Source organism: Allobosea sp., from assembly GCF_035944895.1.
Classification (GTDB): domain Bacteria; phylum Pseudomonadota; class Alphaproteobacteria; order Rhizobiales; family Beijerinckiaceae; genus Allobosea.
Genome location: NZ_DASZAT010000010.1, coordinates 65,240 through 86,052, shown reverse-complemented (window position 1 = coordinate 86,052; position 20,813 = coordinate 65,240). Strand labels below are relative to the sequence as shown.

At 66.6% G+C, this 20,813-nt stretch carries 27 protein-coding genes; 22 read left to right on the top strand and 5 right to left on the bottom strand.

Annotated features, from left to right (window positions below; all coding sequences use genetic code 11):
• Positions 1 to 162 precede the first annotated feature (162 nt).
• From hflK to VGV58_RS15935, 4 genes are all read left to right on the top strand, one after another.
• A complete protein-coding gene (hflK, locus tag VGV58_RS15950) occupies positions 163 to 1,356 on the top strand; it encodes an FtsH protease activity modulator HflK (RefSeq protein ID WP_326875017.1) in 1,194 nt (397 codons plus the stop codon).
• On the top strand, positions 1,353 to 2,279 hold the full coding sequence (gene hflC / locus VGV58_RS15945) for a protease modulator HflC (RefSeq protein ID WP_326875016.1): 927 nt from the start codon (positions 1,353 to 1,355) through the stop codon (positions 2,277 to 2,279). The genes hflK and hflC overlap by 4 nt, the downstream gene beginning before the upstream one ends.
• A gap of 21 nt (positions 2,280 to 2,300) precedes the next feature.
• On the top strand, positions 2,301 to 2,486 hold the full coding sequence (locus tag VGV58_RS15940; protein WP_091840576.1) for a DUF2065 domain-containing protein: 186 nt from the start codon (positions 2,301 to 2,303) through the stop codon (positions 2,484 to 2,486).
• Positions 2,487 to 2,750: 264 nt separating this feature from the next.
• Positions 2,751 to 4,289, top strand: coding sequence for a Do family serine endopeptidase (locus VGV58_RS15935; RefSeq protein ID WP_326875015.1), 1,539 nt, complete (start codon positions 2,751 to 2,753; stop codon positions 4,287 to 4,289).
• Positions 4,290 to 4,307: 18 nt separating this feature from the next.
• Here the strand turns inward: VGV58_RS15935 and VGV58_RS15930 are convergent, their stop codons facing one another.
• The gene (locus tag VGV58_RS15930) at positions 4,308 to 4,439 is read right to left on the bottom strand and encodes a hypothetical protein (protein ID WP_326875014.1); all 132 of its coding nucleotides are present in this window, start codon (positions 4,437 to 4,439) and stop codon (positions 4,308 to 4,310) included.
• On the opposite strand from VGV58_RS15930, the gene VGV58_RS15925 reads away from it, so the two are divergent.
• Positions 4,432 to 4,773, top strand: coding sequence for a DHCW motif cupin fold protein (locus VGV58_RS15925; RefSeq protein WP_326875013.1), 342 nt, complete (start codon positions 4,432 to 4,434; stop codon positions 4,771 to 4,773). The genes VGV58_RS15930 and VGV58_RS15925 overlap by 8 nt on opposite strands.
• Before the next feature lie 3 nt (positions 4,774 to 4,776).
• Here VGV58_RS15925 and serB read toward each other — a convergent pair whose 3' ends face one another.
• Positions 4,777 to 5,667, bottom strand: a complete 891-nt coding sequence (gene serB, locus VGV58_RS15920; protein WP_326875012.1) for a phosphoserine phosphatase SerB — start codon at positions 5,665 to 5,667, stop codon at positions 4,777 to 4,779.
• Between serB and miaA the strand changes: the two genes are divergently transcribed.
• From miaA to VGV58_RS15875, 9 genes are all read left to right on the top strand, one after another.
• Positions 5,635 to 6,630 (top strand): tRNA (adenosine(37)-N6)-dimethylallyltransferase MiaA, encoded by a 996-nt coding sequence (miaA, locus tag VGV58_RS15915; protein ID WP_326875011.1) that lies wholly within the window; start codon positions 5,635 to 5,637, stop codon positions 6,628 to 6,630. The genes serB and miaA overlap by 33 nt on opposite strands.
• 210 nt (positions 6,631 to 6,840) lie before the next feature.
• Positions 6,841 to 8,604 (top strand): acetolactate synthase 3 large subunit, encoded by a 1,764-nt coding sequence (locus VGV58_RS15910; RefSeq protein ID WP_326875010.1) that lies wholly within the window; start codon positions 6,841 to 6,843, stop codon positions 8,602 to 8,604.
• A 140-nt stretch (positions 8,605 to 8,744) separates the two neighbouring features.
• A complete protein-coding gene (locus tag VGV58_RS15905) occupies positions 8,745 to 9,452 on the top strand; it encodes an aspartate/glutamate racemase family protein (RefSeq protein ID WP_326875009.1) in 708 nt (235 codons plus the stop codon).
• Positions 9,453 to 9,555: 103 nt separating this feature from the next.
• The gene (locus VGV58_RS15900; RefSeq protein ID WP_326875008.1) at positions 9,556 to 10,269 is read left to right on the top strand and encodes a glutathione S-transferase family protein; all 714 of its coding nucleotides are present in this window, start codon (positions 9,556 to 9,558) and stop codon (positions 10,267 to 10,269) included.
• Positions 10,266 to 10,802 (top strand): acetolactate synthase small subunit, encoded by a 537-nt coding sequence (ilvN, locus tag VGV58_RS15895; RefSeq protein WP_137879610.1) that lies wholly within the window; start codon positions 10,266 to 10,268, stop codon positions 10,800 to 10,802. The genes VGV58_RS15900 and ilvN overlap by 4 nt, the downstream gene beginning before the upstream one ends.
• 75 nt (positions 10,803 to 10,877) lie before the next feature.
• Complete coding sequence (locus VGV58_RS15890; protein WP_326875007.1) at positions 10,878 to 12,152, top strand: FAD-dependent oxidoreductase; 1,275 nt, start codon at positions 10,878 to 10,880, stop codon at positions 12,150 to 12,152.
• Positions 12,149 to 12,367 (top strand): hypothetical protein, encoded by a 219-nt coding sequence (locus VGV58_RS15885; protein WP_326875006.1) that lies wholly within the window; start codon positions 12,149 to 12,151, stop codon positions 12,365 to 12,367. The genes VGV58_RS15890 and VGV58_RS15885 overlap by 4 nt, the downstream gene beginning before the upstream one ends.
• 67 nt (positions 12,368 to 12,434) lie before the next feature.
• Positions 12,435 to 13,172: a helix-turn-helix domain-containing protein gene (locus VGV58_RS15880; RefSeq protein WP_326875005.1), complete on the top strand. Its 738-nt coding sequence runs from the start codon at positions 12,435 to 12,437 to the stop codon at positions 13,170 to 13,172.
• Positions 13,173 to 13,271: 99 nt separating this feature from the next.
• A complete protein-coding gene (locus tag VGV58_RS15875) occupies positions 13,272 to 13,997 on the top strand; it encodes a haloacid dehalogenase type II (RefSeq protein ID WP_326875004.1) in 726 nt (241 codons plus the stop codon).
• Here VGV58_RS15875 and VGV58_RS15870 read toward each other — a convergent pair whose 3' ends face one another.
• A complete protein-coding gene (locus tag VGV58_RS15870) occupies positions 13,998 to 14,552 on the bottom strand; it encodes a DUF924 family protein (RefSeq protein ID WP_326875003.1) in 555 nt (184 codons plus the stop codon).
• A 146-nt stretch (positions 14,553 to 14,698) separates the two neighbouring features.
• Between VGV58_RS15870 and VGV58_RS15865 the strand changes: the two genes are divergently transcribed.
• The 6 genes from VGV58_RS15865 (at position 14,699) to VGV58_RS15840 (ending at position 17,783) form a co-directional block, all read left to right on the top strand.
• Positions 14,699 to 15,349 (top strand): TetR/AcrR family transcriptional regulator C-terminal domain-containing protein, encoded by a 651-nt coding sequence (locus VGV58_RS15865; protein ID WP_326875002.1) that lies wholly within the window; start codon positions 14,699 to 14,701, stop codon positions 15,347 to 15,349.
• A gap of 34 nt (positions 15,350 to 15,383) precedes the next feature.
• Entirely contained in the window at positions 15,384 to 16,403 is a 1,020-nt protein-coding gene (gene ilvC / locus VGV58_RS15860) for a ketol-acid reductoisomerase (RefSeq protein WP_091840607.1), read from the top strand.
• A gap of 189 nt (positions 16,404 to 16,592) precedes the next feature.
• Positions 16,593 to 16,778 (top strand): hypothetical protein, encoded by a 186-nt coding sequence (locus VGV58_RS15855; RefSeq protein WP_326875001.1) that lies wholly within the window; start codon positions 16,593 to 16,595, stop codon positions 16,776 to 16,778.
• A gap of 24 nt (positions 16,779 to 16,802) precedes the next feature.
• The gene (locus VGV58_RS15850; RefSeq protein ID WP_326875000.1) at positions 16,803 to 17,024 is read left to right on the top strand and encodes a hypothetical protein; all 222 of its coding nucleotides are present in this window, start codon (positions 16,803 to 16,805) and stop codon (positions 17,022 to 17,024) included.
• Between the two features lie 67 nt (positions 17,025 to 17,091).
• On the top strand, positions 17,092 to 17,217 hold the full coding sequence (locus VGV58_RS15845; RefSeq protein ID WP_326874999.1) for a hypothetical protein: 126 nt from the start codon (positions 17,092 to 17,094) through the stop codon (positions 17,215 to 17,217).
• A gap of 185 nt (positions 17,218 to 17,402) precedes the next feature.
• Entirely contained in the window at positions 17,403 to 17,783 is a 381-nt protein-coding gene (locus tag VGV58_RS15840) for a DUF1127 domain-containing protein (RefSeq protein WP_326874998.1), read from the top strand.
• A gap of 71 nt (positions 17,784 to 17,854) precedes the next feature.
• Here VGV58_RS15840 and VGV58_RS15835 read toward each other — a convergent pair whose 3' ends face one another.
• Positions 17,855 to 18,226, bottom strand: coding sequence for a ComEA family DNA-binding protein (locus VGV58_RS15835; RefSeq protein WP_326874997.1), 372 nt, complete (start codon positions 18,224 to 18,226; stop codon positions 17,855 to 17,857).
• Between the two features lie 190 nt (positions 18,227 to 18,416).
• Positions 18,417 to 18,953 carry a DedA family protein gene (locus tag VGV58_RS15830; RefSeq protein ID WP_326874996.1) on the bottom strand — a complete coding sequence of 179 codons (537 nt, stop codon included), beginning with the start codon at positions 18,951 to 18,953 and terminating at the stop codon, positions 18,417 to 18,419.
• A 191-nt stretch (positions 18,954 to 19,144) separates the two neighbouring features.
• On the opposite strand from VGV58_RS15830, the gene VGV58_RS15825 reads away from it, so the two are divergent.
• Both VGV58_RS15825 and VGV58_RS15820 read left to right on the top strand, forming a co-directional pair.
• Positions 19,145 to 20,014, top strand: coding sequence for an ABC transporter ATP-binding protein (locus tag VGV58_RS15825; protein ID WP_326874995.1), 870 nt, complete (start codon positions 19,145 to 19,147; stop codon positions 20,012 to 20,014).
• Complete coding sequence (locus VGV58_RS15820; RefSeq protein WP_326874994.1) at positions 20,011 to 20,802, top strand: ABC transporter permease; 792 nt, start codon at positions 20,011 to 20,013, stop codon at positions 20,800 to 20,802. The genes VGV58_RS15825 and VGV58_RS15820 overlap by 4 nt, the downstream gene beginning before the upstream one ends.
• Positions 20,803 to 20,813: the final 11 nt, after the last annotated feature.

The window sequence follows — 20,813 nt, the reverse complement described above, 5'->3', positions numbered from 1 at the left end:
AGGGAGAAGGCTGCGACGAAGGGTCTACGACCAAAGGCGCTTGCGTCGTTGACGAATCCGTGGCCGATGCCCAATTCAACGCCCATTGCGCCTGATGGCGCTGACAGCGTTCAACCGTTCAGCTATGCACGGTCGAAGCAAAGAATGAGGAACGGCTGAGGCATGCCTTGGAGTAACCAGAGCGGTGGAAGCGGCGGCAGTGGCAGCGGCGGTGGCGGTGGTCCCTGGGGCCAGCGCGGCGGCGGCGGCAATGGCGGCGGCCCCTGGGGCGGCGGTGGTCCTTCCGGCGGCAACACTCCGCCCGATCTCGAGGAGATCATCCGGCGCGGCCAGGACCGGCTCAAGAACTTCATGCCGGGCGGCAATCTCGGCGGGCGCGGGTTCCTGCTCGTCGGCCTCGGCCTCGTGCTGCTCTGGCTCGCCACCGGCGTCTACACGGTGCGGCCCAACGAGGTCGGCCTCAATCTGATCTTCGGCAAATATGTCGGCAAGACCGGGCAGGGCCTGAACTACAACCTGCCTTATCCGATCGGCAGCGTGATCAAGCCGCAGGTGACCAACGTCATCACCACCGAGGTCGGCTTCCGCACGGTCGAATCGGCGCGCACCTCGCGCCAGACCGATATCGCCGAGGAAAGCCTGATGCTGACCGGCGACGAGAACATCGTCGACATCGACGTGATCGTGCAGTGGCAGATCGACCCTGGCGCGCCCGAGGCCTTCGTCTTCAACATCCAGGATCCGCCGGGCACGGTGAAGGCCGTGGCCGAGAGCGCGATGCGCGAGGTGATCGGCCGGCGCAATATCCAGCCCGTCCTGACCACCGACCGCGCCGCGATCGAGACCGAAGTGCGCCAGTTGATGCAGGACACGCTGAACACCTACCGGGCCGGCGTGCAGATCCGGCTGGTGCAGTTGCAGAAGGTCGACCCGCCACAGCAGGTCATTGACGCCTTCCGCGACGTCCAGGCGGCGCGTGCCGATCAGGAGCGCCTGCGCAACCAGGCCGAGACCTATGCCAATCAGGTCGTGCCGGAATCGCGCGGTAAGGCGGCCCAGCTCATCCAGTCGGCCGAAGCTTTCAAGGACCAGACGGTCAACGAGGCGCTTGGCCAGATCAGCCGCTTCAACTCGGTCTATGAGCAATACAAGAACGCCCCCGCCGTCACGCGCGAGCGGCTCTTCCTCGAAACCATGGAGCGCGTCTTCGGCGGCATGGACAAGGTGATCCTCGACCAGAACGGCACCGGCAACGGCGTCGTGCCCTATCTGCCCCTCGGTGAAATCGGCCAGCATCAGCAGCGCCGGCCGGCCGGCCAGAACCAGGGCCAGGCCCAGCAGGGAGCGACGCGATGAACGGCTTCCTCCGCATTGCCGTGCTGGCGCTCGTCGCCATCGTCGCGATTGTCTTTTATGCCGCGACCTTCGTCGTCCAGCAGACCCAGTCGGCGATCGTGCTGCGCTTCGGCGCCGTGCGCAGCGTCGTCACCGAGCCGGGGCTCTATTTCAAGCTGCCGGCGCCGTTCGAGCAGGTCACCTATCTCGACAACCGCATCCTCGATCTCGACCTGCCTGCGCAGGAAATCATCGCCTCCGACCAGAAGCGGCTCGTGGTCGACGCCTTCACGCGCTACCGGATCTCCGATCCGCTGCGCTTCTTCCAGGCGGTCAACAACATCCCGCGCGCCAACTCGCAGCTCGCTTCGATCGTCAACGGTAACGTCCGCTCGGTCCTGGCCGAGGCGACGTTCACCTCGATGGTGCGCAACGACCGCTCGCGGCTGATGAATCGCATCCGCGACGACGTGAACCGCGAGGCAGGCCGCTTCGGCATGACCGTGGTCGACGTTCGCCTGCGCCGTGTCGACCTGCCGGCTGCCAACTCGCAGGCGGTGTTCCAGCGCATGCAGACCGAGCGCCAGCGCGAGGCGGCGGAAGCGCGTGCGCTGGGCGGCCAGCAGTCGCAGGAAATCCGGGCGCGGGCCGAACGCGACGCGATCATCATCGTCGCCGAGGCGCAGCGGAAATCCGACGAGATCCGCGGCCAGGGCGAAGGCGAGCGCAACCGCATCTTCGCCGAGGGCTTCGGCAAGGATCCGGAGTTCTTCGCCTTCTATCGATCGATGCAGGCTTACGAAGCGAGCCTGAAGTCCGGCGATACGCGCATGCTGCTGACGCCCGACTCGCCGTTCTTCCGCTTCTTCAACGACCCTGCCGGCAAGCGCGCCGGCGCGGCAACCGATGCAGCCCCGGCGACGCCGGCGGCCCCGAAGCCCTGATCATATGACCGAGCGCTGCGCATGACAGATTTCCTCGCGGCGCTCGGCCTGGTCTTCGCCATCGAGGGACTGCTTTTCGCGTCGATACCGGAGATCGCCAAGGAGGCGCTGCGCAGCGCCTCCGAGACTCCGGCGGATCGGATGCGCCTGATCGGCATCGTCTCGGCAATCGTCGGCGTCGGTCTGGTCTGGCTGGCGCGCAGCTGACGGGAACGGAATCCGCCCGGCTTGCGCTGCGAGCCGGGCGGATCCTGCTCTGAAGCTCTCAAACGGGAGCCGCTCGGGTTCGGCCGGGGCTCCGGGCCATTTTCCGGCGATCACGGCATTATGACGCGATCTTGCGTCGCCCTTCCGCCGTATTTTGGCGTTCTTAAGTTGCGTTCGGATTCCGGCTGCGCTGCAATGCCGCCAAGGCGATCCCGTCCACCTCGGTCTCTTGGCGCTGACATCATCATGATCATGAGGACATCGATGGCACTCACACATTCCCAGGCCTACCGTCTGGCGCGGATCGCGACGGTCGCCGGCATGGCGTTCGCGACGGTGCCTGCCTTCGCCCAGGCTGCGCCGGCGCCTGGCAACGTCCAGGCCACGCCGCAGGCCCACGGCACCACCATCTCGCTGGCCGATCTCGCCGAGCGGGTGATGCCGGCCGTGGTCAACATCGCGGCGGTGACGACCAGCGAGACGCGCGGTCGCAACCTGCCGCAGCTGCCGCAGCTCGGCCCCGACACGCCGTTCGGCGACCTGTTCGAGGAATTCTTCAACCGCCGCGGCCGCGGCGGCGAGCAGGGCCAGAACCAGAACCAGCCGCCGCAGCAACGCCGCTCGCAATCGGCCGGTTCGGGCTTCGTGGTCGATCCGTCCGGCCTCGTCGTGACGAACAACCACGTCATCGGCGACGCCAACGAGATCACCGTGGTGTTCAGCGATGGCCTGCGCCTCAAGGCCGAGGTCGTCGGCAAGGACACCAAGGTCGACCTCGCGCTGCTGCGCGTGAAGCACGACAAGCCGCTGCCCTTCGTCAAGTTCGGCGATTCCGACAAGATGCGGATCGGCGATCCCGTGATGGCGATCGGCAACCCGTTCGGCCTTGGCGGCTCGGTCTCGTCGGGCATCGTCTCGGCCCGCAACCGCGACATCAACCAGGGTCCCTACGACACCTATATCCAGACCGACGCGGCCATCAACAAGGGCAATTCCGGTGGCCCGCTGTTCAACATGGCCGGCGAGGTGATCGGCATCAACACCGCGATCCTGTCGCCGACCGGAGGCTCGGTCGGCATCGGCTTCGCCGTGCCGTCCTCGCTGGCGACGAACATCGTCGACCAGCTCAAGGAGTTCGGCGAGACCCGCCGCGGCTGGCTCGGCGTGCGCATCCAGAATGTCGATGACGCTGCCGCCGAGGCGCTCGGTCTCGGTACCGCCCGCGGCGCGCTGATCGCCGGCATCGACGAGAAGGGCCCGGCCAAGCCCGCGGGCCTCGAAGTCGGCGACGTGATCGTCAAGTTCGACGGCAAGGACGTCAAGGATTCGCGCGAACTGCCGCGCATCGTCGCCGGCACTGCGGTCGGCAAGGACGTGCCGATCCAGGTGATGCGCAAGGGCAAGGAACTGAGCAAGACGGTCAAGCTCGCCCGGCTCGAGGATGGCGAGAAGGTCCAGCAGGCCTCGGCCAACAAGCCCGCAGGCGAGGCCGCCAAGCCGGTGACCGCCTCGGCGCTCGGCCTGGAGTTCTCGGCGCAGAACGACGATCTGCGCAAGCGCTACTCGATCAAGGACGGGCTGAAGGGCGTCGTCATCACCAAGGTCGATGCCAACTCCAACGCTGCCGACAAGCGTATCCTCGTCGGCGAGCTCGTGGTCGAAGTCGGCCAGGAGCCGGTGAATTCGCCGGAGGACGTCACCAAGCGGCTCGACGCTCTCAAGAAGGAGGGCAAGAAGTCGGCCCTGCTGCTGGTCTCGAACGCCCAGGGCGAGGTCCGCTTCGTCGCGGTGACGATGAGCTGATCGCCTCTCAACGATCGATCAAGGAAAGGCGGCCTCCGGGCCGCCTTTTTTGTTGTCGCTGATCGTCGCCATCAGCTTTTTGCATTGGCGGCGTGATGGCTGCTCCGGCAGGTTTCCGGGATACGCGTCAGAGAGGCCGTCCATGCGCATGAGCGACATCCCCTTCGGCACGACCGACTGGTCGACCGTCGAGCCTGAATATTTTGCGGGAGAGCAGGGGCAGGCGACCTGGCGCACGCGCCGCTTCGGGCCGGCTGACAACCCGATCCGCGTCAGGATGGTCGAATACTCGCCCGGCTATGTCTCGGACCATTGGTGCGAGAAGGGGCATATCCTGCTCTGCCTGGAGGGCGAACTGGAGACCACCCTGGCCGATGGCCGCGTCATGTGGCTGCGAGCCGGGATGAGCTACCAGGTCGCGGACAAGGCCGAGCCGCACCGTTCGCGCTCCCCAAACGGAGCGCGACTGTTTATTGTCGATTGAGGCTCAGCTCCGGACGATCTCGTCGCCGCGATAGCCCTGGGCATAGAGCAAAGCGGTGAGATCGGCATGGTCGAGGCGGGCATCGGCCGCGGCGGCGACTGCCGGCTTGGCGCGATAGGCGACGCCGAGCCCGGCTTCGCCGAGCATGGCAAGATCGTTGGCGCCGTCGCCGACGGCGAGGGTCGCCTCGTCCGGCAAGCCAAAGCGGGTCCGTAGTTCGACCAGCGTGTCGAGCTTGGCCTGCTTGCCGAGGATGGGCTCGGCGACCAGTCCCGAGAGCAGGGCGCCTTCGCTGAGCAGGATATTCGAGCGATGCTCGTCGAAGCCGATCGTTTGGCTGATCGGGCCGGTGAAGACGGTGAAGCCGCCCGAGACCAGCGCGGTATAGCCGCCATTTGCGCGCATGGTGCGCACCAAAGCGCTGCCGCCGGGCGTCAGGGTGATGCTCTTGGCGATGATCTCGTCGACGACGCTGAGCGCGATGCCCTTCAGCAGGCCAACGCGCTCGCGCAGCGCCGGCTCGAATTCGAGCTCGCCGCGCATGGCGCGCTCGGTGATGTCGGAAACCTTCTCCTTGAGGCCGACATAGGCCGCGAGCTCGTCGATGCACTCCTGGCCGATCATGGTCGAATCCATGTCGGCGAGGAACAGGCGCTTGCGGCGGGCCGCAGCTGGCTGGACGATGATGTCGACCGGGGCGCCAGCCAGCGCCTCGCGCAACGTCGCTTCGAGCTTGCGCGCATCGCCGGCTTCCGCGAAGAGGTCGGCCGCGATCTTGCCATCGAGCCGCTCGGTCCTTGCCGGGCCGGGCGCGGCGGCGCTGAGGCGGGCGAGCAGGCCGTCGTCGAGCAGGGCCTGACCATGGGCGGAGACGAGAGTGGCGACGAGGGTCATGAGGGAGCCGGACAGCAGGTGAGATACAGCGCGGTGCTCATCGCAGGTCCGACCGCGAGCGGCAAGTCGGCGCTGGCGGTCGAACTCGCCCGCCGTTTCGGTGGCGTCGTGGTCAATGCCGACTCGATGCAGGTCTATCGCGACCTTGAGGTCATCACTGCCCGGCCGACGGCCGAGGAGATGGGCGAGGTGCCGCACCGGCTCTACGGCCATATCGACGGTGCGGTGAACCACTCGGCAGCGGCTTATGCGGCCGAGGTCACGGCGCTGCTCAAGGAGCTGGCCGGGCAGGGCGCGCTGCCGGTGCTGGTCGGCGGTACCGGGCTCTATTTCAAGGCGCTGACCGAGGGGCTCTCGGATATCCCGCCGGTGCCGGACGAGGTTCGCATCGCGTTCCGAGCCAGGGCGGAGCAGCGCGAGACCGGCGAGCTGCATGCCGAACTCGCCGGCAAGGATCCGGAGATGGCGGCACGCCTGCGGCCGAGCGACCGCCTGCGGGTGATGCGGGCGCTGGAGGTGTTCGAGGCGACCGGGCGCTCGCTGGCGACGTTCCAGGGCTCCAGACGGCCGGGGCCGCTGGCGGGGCAGGAACTGCTCAAGCTCTTCCTTGCGCCGGAGCGTGAGCTGGTGCGCGCGCGGATCGATGCCCGCTTCGATGTGATGATGAGCCAAGGCGCGCTCGACGAGGTCGCGGCCCTGCGCGAGCGCCGGCTCGATCCTTTGCTGCCGGTGATGCGCGCCCATGGCGTGCCGGGGCTGATCGCCTATCTCGATGGCACGCTTTCGCTGGACGAGGCAGTGACGCGCGGCAAGGCAGATACGCGCGCCTATGCCAAGCGGCAAGTGACCTGGTTCCGTCATCAGATGGAGGGCTGGATCGCCGCCGCGCCGGAGGCGGCACTGGATGTGGCGCTCGCCGCCTGCGCCAATGACGCCTCGATTGCCGGCTCTAATCCCGCTTGACCATGCGGCGCTGCTCGTTTAGCGTCCGGCAACTTTCGTTTCGACAGGGCTGCGACATGCGCAAGCTTATTATCGTACAGGTGCGCTGGTAGGGGCCGGTTTAACAACCGGGCGTCCCCGACGCCAGCGCACGCCCAGGCCCCTCCGAGGGCCTTTTTTATTGCCTTTTTCCGACCGACACCGACAGACAGACCTCCGCAGGAGACCGTTATGAGCGAGATGATGACCGGCGCCGAGATGGTCGTTCGCGCCCTCCAGGACCAGGGCGTGGAGCATCTCTTCGGCTATCCCGGCGGCGCGGTGCTGCCGATCTACGATGCGATCTTCCAGCAGGACAAGGTCAAGCACGTGCTCGTCCGCCACGAGCAGGGTGCAGTCCATGCCGCCGAGGGCTATGCCCGCTCGGCGCCTGGCAAGGTCGGCTGCGTGCTCGTCACCTCGGGCCCCGGCGCGACCAACGCCGTCACCGGCCTGACCGATGCGCTGCTGGATTCGATCCCGCTCGTCGTCATCACTGGCCAGGTCCCGACGCATCTGATCGGCTCTGACGCTTTCCAGGAATGCGATACGGTCGGCATCACCCGCTCCTGCACCAAGCACAACTATCTGGTGAAGAGCATCGCCGACCTGCCGCGCGTCCTGCACGAGGCCTTCTATGTCGCGGCCAATGGCCGGCCGGGGCCGGTCGTCATCGACATCCCCAAGGACATCCAGTTCGCGACCGGCGCCTATAGCCGCCCGCGGGACAACCAGCACAAGACCTATCGGCCGGTGGTCAAGGGCGACCTCAACAAGATCAAGGCCGCGGTCGAGCTGATCGCCAAGGCGAAGAAGCCGATCTTCTATACCGGTGGCGGCGTCATCAATGCCGGCCCGCACGCTTCGGCGCTGCTGCGCGAGCTGGCGCGATTGACCGGCTATCCGGTGACCTCGACCCTGATGGGGCTCGGCGCGTTCCCGGCCGCCGACAAGCAGTGGCTCGGCATGCTCGGCATGCACGGCACCTACGAAGCGAACCTCGCCATGCATGACTGCGACGTCATGATCAACATCGGCGCGCGCTTCGACGACCGGATCACGGGGAGGCTCGACGCCTTCTCGCCGCACTCCAAGAAGATCCACATCGACATCGACCCGTCTTCGATCAACAAGAACGTCAAGGTCGACATCGGCATCATCGGCGACTGCGCCCATGTGCTCGAGGACATGGTCCGGGTCTGGCGCGAGACCTCGCCGCAGATCGACAAGACTGCGCTCACCGCCTGGTGGACGCAGATCGACGCCTGGCGGGCCCGGAACAGCCTCGGCTACAAGCAGTCCGGCTCGGTGATCAAGCCGCAATATGCGCTCGAGCGGCTCTATGAGCTGACCAAGGACCGCAACACCTACTTCACCACCGAAGTCGGCCAGCACCAGATGTGGGCGGCGCAGTATCTGCGCTTCCAGGAGCCGAACCGCTGGATGACCTCGGGCGGCCTCGGCACCATGGGCTACGGCCTGCCGGCGGCGATCGGCGTGCAGATGAAGCACCCCAAGGCGCTCGTCATCGACGTTGCCGGCGAGGCCTCGATCCTGATGAACATGCAGGAGATGTCGACGGCGGTGCAGTACCGGCTGCCGGTCAAGATCTTCATCCTCAACAACGAATACATGGGCATGGTGCGCCAGTGGCAGGAACTGCTTCATGGCGGGCGCTATTCGGAGAGCTATTCGGCCTCGCTGCCGGACTTCGTCAAGCTGGCCGAGGCCTATGGCGGCCACGGCATCCGCTGCTCTGACCCGAACGATCTCGACGCCGCGATCATGCAGATGATCGAAACGCCCGGGCCGGTGATCTTCGACTGCCTGGTTGCGAAGGAAGAGAACTGCTTCCCGATGATCCCGTCGGGCAAGGCGCATAACGAGATGATCCTGCCAGACTTCGAGGGCGACACCGGCGAGATCATCGACGCCAAGGGCAAGCAGCTCGTCTGAGCCCAAACCCGGTTCCCGTCATCCCGGACAAGCCGCGGAGCGGCGCCGATCCGGGATCCATGCCGGAGCCGTTCAGGAGTGGATCCCGGGTCGAGCTGCGCTCGCCCGGGATGATCCGGCAGATTTGAGTGGGGGACCACATGGCGACCATCGGGCTGATCGGCGGGATGAGCTGGGAATCGACGGCGGTCTATTACCGACTGCTGAACGAGGGCGTGCGGGTGCGCCAGGGCGGGCTGCATTCGGCCGACGTCCTGCTGCACTCGGTCGACTTTTCGCCGATCGCCGAAATGCAGGCGAAGGGTGACTGGGACCGGGCCGGGGCGGCGATGGCGTCGAGCGCGCGCCGGCTCGAGCAGGGCGGGGCGGTCTGCATCGTGCTGGCGACCAACACCATGCACAAGCTCGCCGATCACATCACGCAGGCGACGAACCTGCCCTTCCTGCACCTCGCCGACGTCACCGCCAAGGCGATCCGCAAGACGACAGCGCGCAAGCCGCTGCTGCTGGCGACGCGCTTCACCATGGAGCAGCGCTTCTATCGTGACCGGCTCGGCGCCTTTGGCGTGGAGGCACTGGTGCCGAACGAGGCGGAGCGGACGGATGTCCACCGCATCATCTATGAGGAGCTCTGCCGCGGAGTGGTCGAGCCGGCCTCCAGAGCGCGCTATCGCGAGATCGTCGCCAGGGCGGTGCGGGAAGAAGGCGCCGACGGCGTCATCCTTGGCTGCACCGAGATCGGGTTGCTGGTCTCGCAGGCCGATTTCGACATCCCGGCCTTCGACACCACGGCGCTGCATGTCGAGGCCGCCCTCGACTTCACGCTGGCGATGGAGCAGGCGGCGTGACCCGCCGATTGCTTCAGGTCATGAATGAGATCACGAAAAGGCGCGGGATCGTCGTTCCGTGTCTCGATAGCGTCCGCGCTCCCTTCGCAGGATGGAGCGCGCCATGAAGCTGATCATCGCCAACAAGACCCATTCCTCCTGGTCGCTGCGGCCCTGGCTCGTCCTCAAGCAGTTCGGCATTCCCTTCGAGGAGGTGCTGATTCCGTTCGGGCCGACCATGGACGATCCCGGCTGGAAGCGCGCCGTCGCCGACTATACGCCCGCCCGCAAGGTCCCCTCGCTGGTCGATGGCGCGATCGCGGTCTGGGATTCGCTCGCCATCATCGAGTACATCGCCGAAACCCATCCGGAGTTGTCGATCTGGCCGCGCGACAAGGCGGCGCGGGCACTGGCCCGCTCGATCTCGGCAGAGATGCACTCCAGCTTCACGGCGCTGCGCGGTGCCTGCCCGATGAACCTCGCCTGGGTGCATCCAGCGCGCGATCGCGGCGAGGCGGTTGCGGCCGATATCGCGCGCATCACCGAGATCTGGCGCGATGCCCGCCAGCGTTTCGGGGCAGGCGGCCCCTTCCTGTTCGGTGAGTTCAGCGCGGCAGATGCCATGTTCGCGCCGGTGGCGACCCGCTTCACCACTTATTCGGTCGCGCTCGATCCGGTCAGCGCCGCCTATGTCGAGGCGGTACAATCGACCGAGGGGTTCAAGGCCTGGCGCGAAGCCGCGCTGGCCGAGCCCTGGATCGTAGCCGTCGACGAGCTCGACGAGCCCATCCTCACCGATTTCCGTCCGCATATCAGCCGAAGCCGAGCCCAGACATGAACACGACGCACTATCCCAGCGCCCCGACCGCCCAGCCGATCGCTCGCCACACTTTGGCGGTGATCGTCGACAACGAGCCCGGCGTTCTCGCCCGCATCGCCGGGCTGTTCTCCGGCCGCGGCTACAACATCGAGAGCCTCACCGTCTCGGAGACGGAGCACGAGAAGCACCTCTCGCGCATCACTGTCGTCACCTCCGGCACGGCGAACGTGATCGACCAGATCAAGGCGCATCTCGACCGGCTGGTGCCGGTCCATCGCGTCGTCGATCTCACCTTGCAGGGTGAGGCGGTCGAGCGCGAGCTCTGCCTGGTCAAGGTCGTCGGCAAGGGCGACTACCGCGTCGAGGCGATGCGGCTCGCCGCCTCCTTCGGCGCGCGCACGCTCGATGCGACGCTGACTTCCTTCGTCTTCGAGCTCACCGGCGCGACCGAGGAGATCGAGCGCTTCATCAAGCTGATGACGGTGGTCGGTCTGACCGAGGTCTCGCGCACCGGCATCGCGGCGATGAGCCGCGGCGCGGAGGCGATGTGACGTTTTGATTCTGCGCGAATTCTCTTCGTTCGGCCGATCCCGGCCGAACGGAAAGCGCGCTAAGCTGACTGCGGCATGAGTCGCAGCCTTACGATCGCGATCATCGGGTGCGGAACCGCCGGGCTGGCGGCGGCGCTGCTGCTCGAACGGGCCGGCCACACCGTCACGCTGGTCGAGCGCTTCAACGAGCCGCAGCCGCTCGGCTCCGGCCTGATCCTGCAGCCGAGCGGGCTCGCCGTCCTCGATGAGCTCGGCCTCGCCGCATCGCTGATCGCTGCCGGCAGCCGGATCGACCGGCTGTTCGGTCTCAACGCCGTCACCGGCTCGGTGGTGCTCGATGTGCGCTATGCGGCGCTGAAGCGGGAGCGCTTCGGCGTCGGCATCCACCGCGCGGCGCTGTTCGAGACGCTGTTCGCGGCCGTGCGGAAGCGATCGGTCGCGATCGAGACCGGGATCGAGGTGGGGGATGTCGATGCCTCCGGCGATGGCGGGGTCTCGCTGGCTACGGCAAACGGCAGCCGCATCGGTCCGTTCGATCTCGTCGTCGACGCGTCGGGGACACGCTCGCCGCTGCTCGGCCATGCCCTTCGCCCAGCAGTGCGGGTGCCGCTGAGCTATGGCGCGCTCTGGGCCAATGTCCCGCTCGGTGGCACCGGCTTCGACCGCCATGCGCTGGAACAGCGTTATCGCCGCGCCAGCGTGATGGTCGGGGTGCTGCCGATCGGATGCCATGGCGGCGAGCCGGTGCCACAGGCGGCTCTGTTCTGGAGCCTGAAGGCCGATGCGCTCGATGCCTGGCGCAGTGCTGGCCTCGCGGCGTGGAAAGGGGAGGTCGAGCGGGTCTGGCCGGCGACTGCTCCGTTGCTCGCGCATATCACCGAGCCCGCACAACTGACCTTCGCGAACTACCGCCACCAGACGCTGCCGCGACCTTATGGCCGGCGGATCGCCTTCATCGGCGACGCCGCGCATTCGACCAGCCCTCAGCTCGGGCAGGGAGCGAACATGGCCCTGCTCGATGCCTATGCGCTGGCGATGGCGCTCGATCAGGCCGCTGATCTCGATGCGGCGCTGCTTCGCTATGCGCAGCTTCGCCGCTGGCATGTCCGGCTCTACCAGGCGGCGAGCCGGATGTTCACGCCGTTCTATCAATCGGACAGCGCCGTGCTGCCATTGGTCCGTGACCGGGTGGTGCCGCCTTTGGCGCGCTTGCCCGGTATCGACCGGATGCTGGCGCTGCTGGTCTCCGGACTGATCGGCGATCCCTTGCGGCGGCTGGGGTTGAAGGAGCCTGCGATTGCTGCTGAAAGCGATCGTCCGGCGCTCGCCGGGGAGGGGGCTGAGCGGTGACGATCGGACTGAATGAAATCTCGCTCGGCCTTGGCGCCCTCGGCTTCGCTTGCTTCGCTTGGCCGATCTATCAGCGCCTGACCGGCCAGGCCGAAGCCGAGCCACTGGGCTCGGGCAAGAGCCTGCGCTCGCCGATGTGGTGGGCCGGCTTCGTGCTGACGGTCGCGGCGATCTTCCTGCAGCGGATCGTGGCGCAGCAGGCGACGGGTGGCTGAGGGCTCTTGATCGTCTGTGCCGATCGGCGGCAAATGCGCGGCATGACCTCTTGCACATGAGTGGATGATGTCGATCCAACTCGAACTCCGCAGCTATCGCGGCGGCGACCGCCACCGCCACGACTACAGCCAGATCCTGCTGCCGATGCAGGGCGCGATGCGGCTCGATGTCGAGGGGCATCACAGCGTCGTGTCGAGCAACTGCGTCGCCATCATCCCGCGCGACCATGAGCATGATTTCGAGCCGACCGCCGACTGCAGCATGCTCATCCTCGACGTCGAGGCCGGAGCCTTCGCCGGCGAAGCCGAGCCGGCGCTGCTGCGCGATGCCGTGCCGTCGCTGACGCGGGTCGAGCCCTGGCTGTGGCGGATGTTCCGCCAGCTCGGGGCCGAGGTCGAAGCCGGCGCCTGCCGGGCCGAGGATGCAGCGCGGATGGCAATGACGGGGCTGCAGCTGATCCAGCCGACCGTCGCGTCCAGGCCCTTGTCGCGGGCGGAGGGCCGAGTGCTCGATGTTGCCCACGAGGGCGGGGCAGGCAGCGTCGCCGAGATGGCGCGGACGGCCGGCCTCGGCCAGAGTCGGTTCCATGCCCTGTTCCGGGCAACGACCGGACAATCGCCGAAGCAATCACAGCTGACCCGGTTGTTCGACGAGGCTGCCGAGCAGCTGGTCGCGACGGCGCTACCGGTCTCTGAGATCGCCTATGGCCTCGGCTACCAGAACGCTTCGTCCTTCAACCGGCAGTTCAAGCGACGCTTCGGCCTGACACCGTCCGAGTTCCGCGCCGCGGGCCGGAGCCGATAAGCGCAGCTTCGGTCAAGTCGTTCGGAGCTTCGCCTCATCACGGCGGTGCGGGCGCTCGCTATGGTCGATGCAACTCCGCATCCATGAGGACCATTCGCGATGAAACTCACCGATTTCAAGGTTCTGACCTTCGACTGCTACGGCACGCTGATCGACTGGGAGACCGGGATCTGGAACGCACTGCAGCCGCTGATCAGCGCCGGCCGGCTCGATCTTGGCCGCGAGGAGGCGCTGGCTCGCTTCGGCAAGATCGAGGGCGAGGTGGAGGAGGCGGGGCCGTCGCTGCGCTATTCGACATTGCTCGCCGCCGTCCATGCCCGCCTGGCTAGGGATCTCGGCGTCAACATCCATGCCGATCTGAACGAGCGCTTCGGCGGCTCGGTGCCGGATTGGCCCGCCTTCCCGGATTCCGCCGAGGCGCTCGCCTATCTCAAGCGGCACTACAAGCTCGTCATCCTCTCCAATGTCGATCGCACGAGTTTCGCCGCCAGCAATCGCAAGCTCGGCGTCACCTTTGACGCGATCTACACCGCCGAGGATATCGGCTCCTACAAGCCCGACCCGCGCAACTTCGCTCATCTGCTCGCGCATCTGGAGGCCGATCTCGGCCTCGAGGCCGGCGACGTGCTGCATACGGCGCAGAGTCTGTTCCACGACCATGTCCCGGCCGAGCGGGCCGGGTTGGCACGCGCCTGGATCGACCGGCGCTTCGGCATGGCGGGGAGCGGGGCCACGCAGATTCCGGCGAACCGGCCGAATGTCGACTTCCATTTCAAGAGCATGGCCGAGCTGGCCGAGGCTCACCGGAAAGCAATACGAGGCTGATCAGCCGCTGAAGCCGCCATCATCGAGGAAACGTTGCTCCTCGGTCGAGCTCTCTCGGCCGAGGACGGCGTTGCGATGGGGGAAGCGGCCGAAATCGCGGATGATGTCGCGGTGGATGATGGCGTATTTAGTCGAGTCGTCATCGCCCGAAGCCTCGCTCAGGGCGACGCAGCGCTCCTGGTCGGCGAGATCCTCCGAATGCATGAAAGGCATGTAGAGGAAACGCTTTTCCGGATTGTCGAAGGCCTCGTCGAAGCCGCGCGCGATCGCCCGGCCGGCGACTTCGCGTGCCAGCGGATCGGCGGCGAAGGCGTGAGCCGAGCCGCGATTGAGATTGCGCGGGAACTGGTCGAGCAGGACCAGCAGCGCATAGACGCCCTCCGGCGTCTCCTCCCATGCCGAGAGCTCGCCGCGCGCGGCGGCATCGACGAGTGGCCGAAAGCGACGGGCGATCTCGGCGTCGAAGGCATCGTCCTTTGCGAACCATTTGTCCGGGCCGGCGTCGCGCCAGAAGGCAAGGACTTCGGCGGCTGCAGGCGGGGTAGGCTGTGTCATCGCGGGCTCCGGCAGGGCTGTCTCGTGGAGAAGATATAGGTGCCCTGGCGGCGCAAGTAGCGATGAAATTTCTCCGGCGTGCCCTTGCGCCCCGGCAAGCTGTGCGCTAGATGCCAGAACCGTAACGTACGGTACTCTGCGGATCGATGAGCGACACTCCGACCCATAGCCAAGGCGAAGCGCTGAGCGAGCGGCAGCAGGCCGTGCTCGACGCCGTGCTGGCGCTGATGGTGGAGCAGGGCGACCAGCTCACCATGACGGCGGTGGCGCGGCGCGCGAGCTGCTCGAAGGAGACGCTGTACAAATGGTTCGGCGACCGCGACGGCCTGTTGACCGCGACGGTCCAGTGGCAGGCTTCGAAGGTCCGTGCCGACAACTATGATCGCCAGGCACTCGATGCGGCGACGCTGCGCAAGAGCCTGCGGGACTTTGCCGAGAACTGGCTGAGCGTGATCACGAGCCAGACCTCGATCGCGCTCAATCGCGCCGCCATCGGCCATGCGGCCTCAGGCAAGAGCAATCTCGGCGGGATCGTGCTGGCGAACGGGCGCGTTGCCATCGGCGAGCGATTGAAGCCTGTTCTGGAGGCTGGCCGCGCCGCCGGGTTGCTCGATTTCGACGACGCCGAGACGGCGTTCCGCACTTTCTTCGGCCTGGTCGGCCGCGACGTTCAGATCAGGCTGCTGCTCGGCGATGCGCTCGTCTCGGGCAAGGCCGAGATCCAGCGCGACGCGGCCCGGGCCACCGACCAGTTCCTCGCACTTCACGGGCGGCCGAACACCGTACCGAAAGCCTGAAGCAAACAGATCAACCCCAAGGAAGGACGCCAACATGCGCGTTTATTACGATCGCGACGCCGACATCAACCTGATCAAGGGCAAGAAGGTCTGCATCGTCGGCTACGGCAGCCAGGGCCATGCCCATGCGCTCAACCTGCGCGATTCCGGCGTCAAGGACGTCATCATCGCACTGAAGGCCGGCTCGGCCACCCGCAAGAAGGCCGAAGAGGCCGGCTTCAAGGTCATGACCCCGTCCGAGGCCGCCAAGGTCTCCGACATCATGATGATGCTGACCCCCGACGAGCTGCAGGGCGACATCTATCGCGACGAGCTGCACGCCAACATGAAGGAAGGCGCTGCCCTCCTGTTCGCGCACGGCCTCAACGTCCATTTCAACCTGATCGAGCCGCGCAAGGACCTCGACGTGCTGATGGTCGCCCCGAAGGGCCCGGGCCACACCGTCCGCTCCGAGTACCAGCGCGGCGGCGGCGTGCCGACCCTGATCGCGATCCACCAGGACGCGACCGGCAACGCCCATGACCTCGGCCTCTCCTACGCCTCGGCCAATGGCGGCGGCCGCGCCGGCATCATCGAGACCACCTTCAAGGAAGAGTGCGAGACGGATCTGTTCGGCGAGCAGGTCGTGCTCTGCGGCGGCCTGGTCGAGCTGATCAAGGCTGGCTACGAGACTCTGACCGAGGCCGGCTACGCCCCCGAGATGGCCTATTTCGAGTGCCTCCACGAGGTGAAGCTGATCGTCGACCTCATCTATGAGGGCGGCATCGCCAACATGAACTACTCGATCTCGAACACGGCCGAGTATGGCGAGTACGTCACCGGCCCGCGCATCATCACCGCCGAGACCAAGGCGGAGATGAAGCGCGTGCTCAGCGACATCCAGTCGGGCAAGTTCACCCGCGACTGGATGCTGGAGAACAAGGTCAACCAGACCTCGTTCAAGGCGACCCGCGCCCGCTACGCCGCCCACCCGATCGAGGAAGTCGGTGCCAAGCTGCGCGACATGATGCCCTGGATCAAGGCCAAGGCGCTGGTCGACAAGACCAAGAACTGAGGCGAACACCCGGCTTCGCACGCAGATTCAACGCTGTGTGAATTTGATTCCGGAAACGCTTGCAACTGCTTGACAACAATGGGAACGGGCGCCTCCACAGGCGCCCGTTTCGCGTTGAAGGAACCCGTCGCGGGAACCGGCCTCCGCGCTGGGCGTTGATGCTCCAGTCGATAGCTGCAGGAGCGTGCGATGACCCATCAGGACGAGCTGACGCACAGGGCGATCGAGCGGCTGCATCAGCGCCATGCCCGCCACGGGCTCGCCGATGTCGCCAGGCCGGCATCCTGGGACGATCAGCTCCCGATCCTGCTGCTGGGTGGTTTTCTCGCCGTCACGCTGCTGGCGAGCGTGCTGATGCGCGCCGTCGGAGGCTGACGGCCAGGCTAGACGGAGGCCGTCATGCAAGACGACGTGAAGGTGCGCGAAGCGCGCATTCCGGAGAAGGGTGGCGCGCCGATCCCGCCGATGCGGGCGGATGTCCACTCCGACTCCGATCCGGCTGTCGAGACGCCGGTGGAGGCGCGGCAAGGCTTCCTCGACCGGCCCGTGCTGGTCGTCCTGGTCGCCGGACTGGCGCTGGCGATCGTCGGCTGGATCCTTGCCGAGATGTGGGCGTACTGAGCCCGGTGCGACCTGACATATCCGACACGAAAGACATGTCCCGACGAAGCAATTTCAGGCTGAACAGATGGAGGCGATGATGACACCGATCCGATCGATGCCTGCGTCCCAGGGTTTTCAGTTCAAGGTCGCGCATCTGGCGCTGGGCGCCTCGTTCGCCCTGGTGATAATGATCGTCTTTGGCCTGCTGTAGCGTGCCAAATGCCTCGAAGCCGGCCCGGTCAGACCCTGACCGGGCTGGCTTTCGCTTGGGATCATGCCCTCCATCGAGCTCGCACGATCACCGCTGACAGAAGCTGTCACTGAACCCTGGAGCTTCTGACAGCCGCTGTCAGCCCAAGGGTGTCCTGTTCCGTCCCACAACGACGGAGACAGGTCATGATCAGCTTCATCATCGGATCGGCCAAGCCTGTGCTCGCGGTGTTCGACCTGCTTGGCCGGCTTCTCGGGGCAGTCGACCACTGGCTGCAGTCGCGCCGCGACTATCGAACCCTCTGCGACATGAGCGAGCGCGATCTGCGCGATCTCGGTCTGCGCGACAGCGATCTGCGCGACGCGACGGCGGCGCCCTTCTTCGGCGATCCTACTGGCATCATTTCGCTGCGCGCCGAGGAACGGCGGGGCCTTGCGGGCGGCGAGAGCGTCGACCAGGCCTTGCGTGGCCTGAGCGCAGGAGCGCCGGTTCAGCCGGAGCGGAGCAGTCCGGAAGCCAACGGGGCCACGGCCAGCCGAGTGGTCTTTCTCAGGGCGGCCGAATGAGCCCAGCCCGCGATCGGTAAAAACGAAAGAGCCGGCCGCGACAGCGGCCGGCTCCTTTTGCATGAGCGGGATCAGAAGGTGACGTGATCCTTGATGTCGGTCTCGACGTTCGAGGGCAGCACGCTGCGCTTCACCAGGTCGTCGAAGTTCTTGAACTTCGCCTTGCCGCGCTCCTCGATGATCTTCTTGGAGCGGGCCTCGCCGATGCCCTTGAGCTGCTCGAGCTCGGCGGCGCTGGCGGTGTTGATGTTGACCTTCTTGGCCTGGGCCTGGGTCGCGGCGGGGGCCGCGGGCTTGGCGGTCGGGGCAGCCGGTGCGGCAGGTGTGGTCACGGGCGCTGCCGGCTTGGCCGGGGTGGTGGGCTGGGTCGCGGTCTGTGCGAGGGCCGGGCCGGCGGCGAGGGCGAGCGCGGCGAGGCCGATAGCGAAACGAGACATCGTCATGGCGTGGACTCCTGTTAAGTCCTGCCCGGAGGAGCTGAACTGCGTGGATGCCGGGCCATCCGCGCCGCCGCGCCGGTAATGACCGGAACATCCGGTCTCGACGCGATGGCCGGACTTTCGGCCGGCGCGGCTGAACGCGATCTGAGTCGAGCGTTCAGCTGGCGTTGTGCTTTCCGCCGGGTTTTCGCCGCTATTTGCCGGCGAAGCGCAGCATGTATTCGGAGAAGCGGCCGGCGCCGTAGATCAGGCCGAAGCCCCAGGCGAAGGACGCTGCGAAGTTCGCGATCTGGAAGGGCCAGAACGGCATCTTCACGATGCCGGCGACAAGCGCGACCACCGCCCGGATCGGTCCGAAGAAATGGCCGATGGCGACGCCGAGCACACCCCATTTCTCGAAGAAGTCATGGCCGCGCTGGAGCAGGGCGGGATTGTCGCGCAACGGCCAGTGGTCGCCGACGCGTGGGCCCAGCACGAGCCCGACCCAATACGAAATCCAGAAGCCGGAGGCCGCGCCGAGCGCTGCCGCCAGCGAGAGCGGTACGAGGTTGAGCCCGGAGGCGCCGGCGATCGCCCCGAAGGTGGTGAAGAACACCGTCGCCGGGACGAGCCAGGACAGGACCGCGACGCATTCGGCGAAGGCGATCAGGAAGACGATCGGAATCGCCCATTGCTGGTTGGCATGCATGAACTCGACAAGGTCCTGCATCCATTGTTCGAGCTGAAGCATGGGTGGGCGATTCCTCCTGTGATCAGGCCAGCGATAGAGCAGAAGCGTCGACTTTTCGCTACCAGCGCGGTGTCGTTTGCCAGACGCGGTGTCGCAGGGTTGCCTTCACGATCCGATCGCCTAGTCTCCCCGCGAACGGAGATAAGCCGCGCGCGCCGGGATGGCGCCGACGGCAGGGAACGGGATCATCCATGGAGTCCAAGGTCAGCCCGCCCGGCGATAGGGGCGCGGCAGGAGAGCAGCCGGCGGTCAGGCTCGCCGGCATCGACATCACCTTCCATCTCAAGGGCGGCAGCCGCTACCAGGCGGTGAAGGGCGTCGACCTTGCCGTCGCGCCGGGCGAATTCGTCTCGGTGGTCGGGCCGACCGGCTGCGGCAAGTCGACCCTGCTCAACGCTGCCGCCGGCCTGCTGACGCCGTCCGCCGGCAAGGTCACGATCTTCGGCCAGCCGCTCTCCGGCCTCAACCGCCGCGCCGGCTATCTCTTCCAGCAGGACGCGCTGATGCCGTGGAAGACGGCGCTCGACAACGTCAAGGTCGCGCTGGAGCCGATGGGCGTCTCCGATGCAGAGGCCGACAAGCGGGCGCGTGACTGGCTCGGACGGGTCGGCCTGCGCGCCTTCGTCGAGCGCTATCCGCACATGCTCTCCGGCGGGCAACGCAAGCGCGTGGCGCTCGCCCAGATGCTGATCCGCGATCCCGAGATCCTGCTGATGGACGAGCCCTTCGGGCCGCTCGACGCGCAGACCCGCCAGATCATGGGCAATCTCCTGCTCGACCTCTGGAGCCGGGACCGCAAGGCGCTGATCTTCGTCACGCACGATCTCGAGGAGGCGATCGCGCTCTCCGACCGGGTGGTGGTGATGACAGCGGGCCCCGCCGCCGGCATCGTTGCCGATTACAAGGTGCCGCTGGCCCGCCCGCGCGACATCGCCGAGATCAGGCTGGAGAAGGCCTTCCACGAGATCCATCGCGACATCTGGGCTTCGCTCCGGGTCGAGGTGCAGAAGGCCTACGCCATGGGCGAGGGCAAGGAACTGGTCGAGGGGGCCGCGTCATGAACCGGGTCAAGCTCCTTTCGCTCCAGGTCCTCGTCATGATCGTCTTCCTGGCGATCTGGCACGTCGTCACCACCACCAGCCTGTTCGGCGACATCAAGACGACGCAGTTCTTCTTCTCGACGCCGGCCGACGTGCTGGCGCGGACCTGGAAGCAGCTCACCGGCGCCGACATCTACTGGCATCTCGGCATCACCCTGACCGAGACGGTGCTCGCCTTCGTGATCGGCTCGGCCGCGGGCATCTTCTTCGGCTTCGCCTTCGCCCGGAACGCGCTGCTGGCGGCGGTGTTCGACCCCTATATCAAGGCGGCGAACGCTCTGCCGCGCGTCGTGCTGGCGCCGATCTTCGCGCTCTGGTTCGGCCTCGGCATCTGGTCGAAGGTGGCGCTCGGCTTCACGCTGGTGTTCTTCATCGTCTTCTTCAACGTCTACCAGGGCGTGCGCGAGGTCTCGCCGACAGTGCTGGCCAATGCCCGCATGCTGGGGATGAACGAGCGCCAGCTTTTCCGCCATGTCTACTGGCCGTCGGCGCTGACCTGGATGTTCTCCTCGCTCCACACCTCGGTCGGCTTCGCGCTGGTCGGCGCTGTGGTCGGCGAATATCTGGGGTCCTCTGCCGGGCTCGGCTACAAGATCCACGAGGCCGAGAGCGTCTTCGACGTCACCGGGGTGTTCTCGGGCATGCTGATCCTGGCGATCTTCGTGATCCTGATCGATTCGATCGTCACGCTGGTGGAGAACCGGCTGCTCGTCTGGCGGCCAGGGCAGAGCTCGACCACCACGACCTAACGTAAGCTCCG

What these genes read in the sequence shown, in the direction of transcription:
- hflK (WP_326875017.1), top strand. Translation starts at nt 163, where the DNA reads ATGCCTTGGAGTAACCAGAGCGGTGGAAGCGGCGGCAGTGGCAGCGGC.
- hflC (WP_326875016.1), top strand. Translation starts at nt 1,353, where the DNA reads ATGAACGGCTTCCTCCGCATTGCCGTGCTGGCGCTCGTCGCCATCGTC.
- VGV58_RS15940 (WP_091840576.1), top strand. Translation starts at nt 2,301, where the DNA reads ATGACAGATTTCCTCGCGGCGCTCGGCCTGGTCTTCGCCATCGAGGGA.
- VGV58_RS15935 (WP_326875015.1), top strand. Translation starts at nt 2,751, where the DNA reads ATGGCACTCACACATTCCCAGGCCTACCGTCTGGCGCGGATCGCGACG.
- VGV58_RS15925 (WP_326875013.1), top strand. Translation starts at nt 4,432, where the DNA reads ATGCGCATGAGCGACATCCCCTTCGGCACGACCGACTGGTCGACCGTC.
- VGV58_RS15930 (WP_326875014.1), bottom strand. Translation starts at nt 4,439, where the DNA reads ATGCGCATGGACGGCCTCTCTGACGCGTATCCCGGAAACCTGCCGGAG.
- miaA (WP_326875011.1), top strand. Translation starts at nt 5,635, where the DNA reads ATGGGCGGAGACGAGAGTGGCGACGAGGGTCATGAGGGAGCCGGACAG.
- serB (WP_326875012.1), bottom strand. Translation starts at nt 5,667, where the DNA reads ATGACCCTCGTCGCCACTCTCGTCTCCGCCCATGGTCAGGCCCTGCTC.
- VGV58_RS15910 (WP_326875010.1), top strand. Translation starts at nt 6,841, where the DNA reads ATGAGCGAGATGATGACCGGCGCCGAGATGGTCGTTCGCGCCCTCCAG.
- VGV58_RS15905 (WP_326875009.1), top strand. Translation starts at nt 8,745, where the DNA reads ATGGCGACCATCGGGCTGATCGGCGGGATGAGCTGGGAATCGACGGCG.
- VGV58_RS15900 (WP_326875008.1), top strand. Translation starts at nt 9,556, where the DNA reads ATGAAGCTGATCATCGCCAACAAGACCCATTCCTCCTGGTCGCTGCGG.
- ilvN (WP_137879610.1), top strand. Translation starts at nt 10,266, where the DNA reads ATGAACACGACGCACTATCCCAGCGCCCCGACCGCCCAGCCGATCGCT.
- VGV58_RS15890 (WP_326875007.1), top strand. Translation starts at nt 10,878, where the DNA reads ATGAGTCGCAGCCTTACGATCGCGATCATCGGGTGCGGAACCGCCGGG.
- VGV58_RS15880 (WP_326875005.1), top strand. Translation starts at nt 12,435, where the DNA reads ATGTCGATCCAACTCGAACTCCGCAGCTATCGCGGCGGCGACCGCCAC.
- VGV58_RS15875 (WP_326875004.1), top strand. Translation starts at nt 13,272, where the DNA reads ATGAAACTCACCGATTTCAAGGTTCTGACCTTCGACTGCTACGGCACG.
- VGV58_RS15870 (WP_326875003.1), bottom strand. Translation starts at nt 14,552, where the DNA reads ATGACACAGCCTACCCCGCCTGCAGCCGCCGAAGTCCTTGCCTTCTGG.
- VGV58_RS15865 (WP_326875002.1), top strand. Translation starts at nt 14,699, where the DNA reads ATGAGCGACACTCCGACCCATAGCCAAGGCGAAGCGCTGAGCGAGCGG.
- ilvC (WP_091840607.1), top strand. Translation starts at nt 15,384, where the DNA reads ATGCGCGTTTATTACGATCGCGACGCCGACATCAACCTGATCAAGGGC.
- VGV58_RS15855 (WP_326875001.1), top strand. Translation starts at nt 16,593, where the DNA reads ATGACCCATCAGGACGAGCTGACGCACAGGGCGATCGAGCGGCTGCAT.
- VGV58_RS15850 (WP_326875000.1), top strand. Translation starts at nt 16,803, where the DNA reads ATGCAAGACGACGTGAAGGTGCGCGAAGCGCGCATTCCGGAGAAGGGT.
- VGV58_RS15845 (WP_326874999.1), top strand. Translation starts at nt 17,092, where the DNA reads ATGGAGGCGATGATGACACCGATCCGATCGATGCCTGCGTCCCAGGGT.
- VGV58_RS15840 (WP_326874998.1), top strand. Translation starts at nt 17,403, where the DNA reads ATGATCAGCTTCATCATCGGATCGGCCAAGCCTGTGCTCGCGGTGTTC.
- VGV58_RS15835 (WP_326874997.1), bottom strand. Translation starts at nt 18,226, where the DNA reads ATGACGATGTCTCGTTTCGCTATCGGCCTCGCCGCGCTCGCCCTCGCC.
- VGV58_RS15830 (WP_326874996.1), bottom strand. Translation starts at nt 18,953, where the DNA reads ATGCTTCAGCTCGAACAATGGATGCAGGACCTTGTCGAGTTCATGCAT.
- VGV58_RS15825 (WP_326874995.1), top strand. Translation starts at nt 19,145, where the DNA reads ATGGAGTCCAAGGTCAGCCCGCCCGGCGATAGGGGCGCGGCAGGAGAG.
- VGV58_RS15820 (WP_326874994.1), top strand. Translation starts at nt 20,011, where the DNA reads ATGAACCGGGTCAAGCTCCTTTCGCTCCAGGTCCTCGTCATGATCGTC.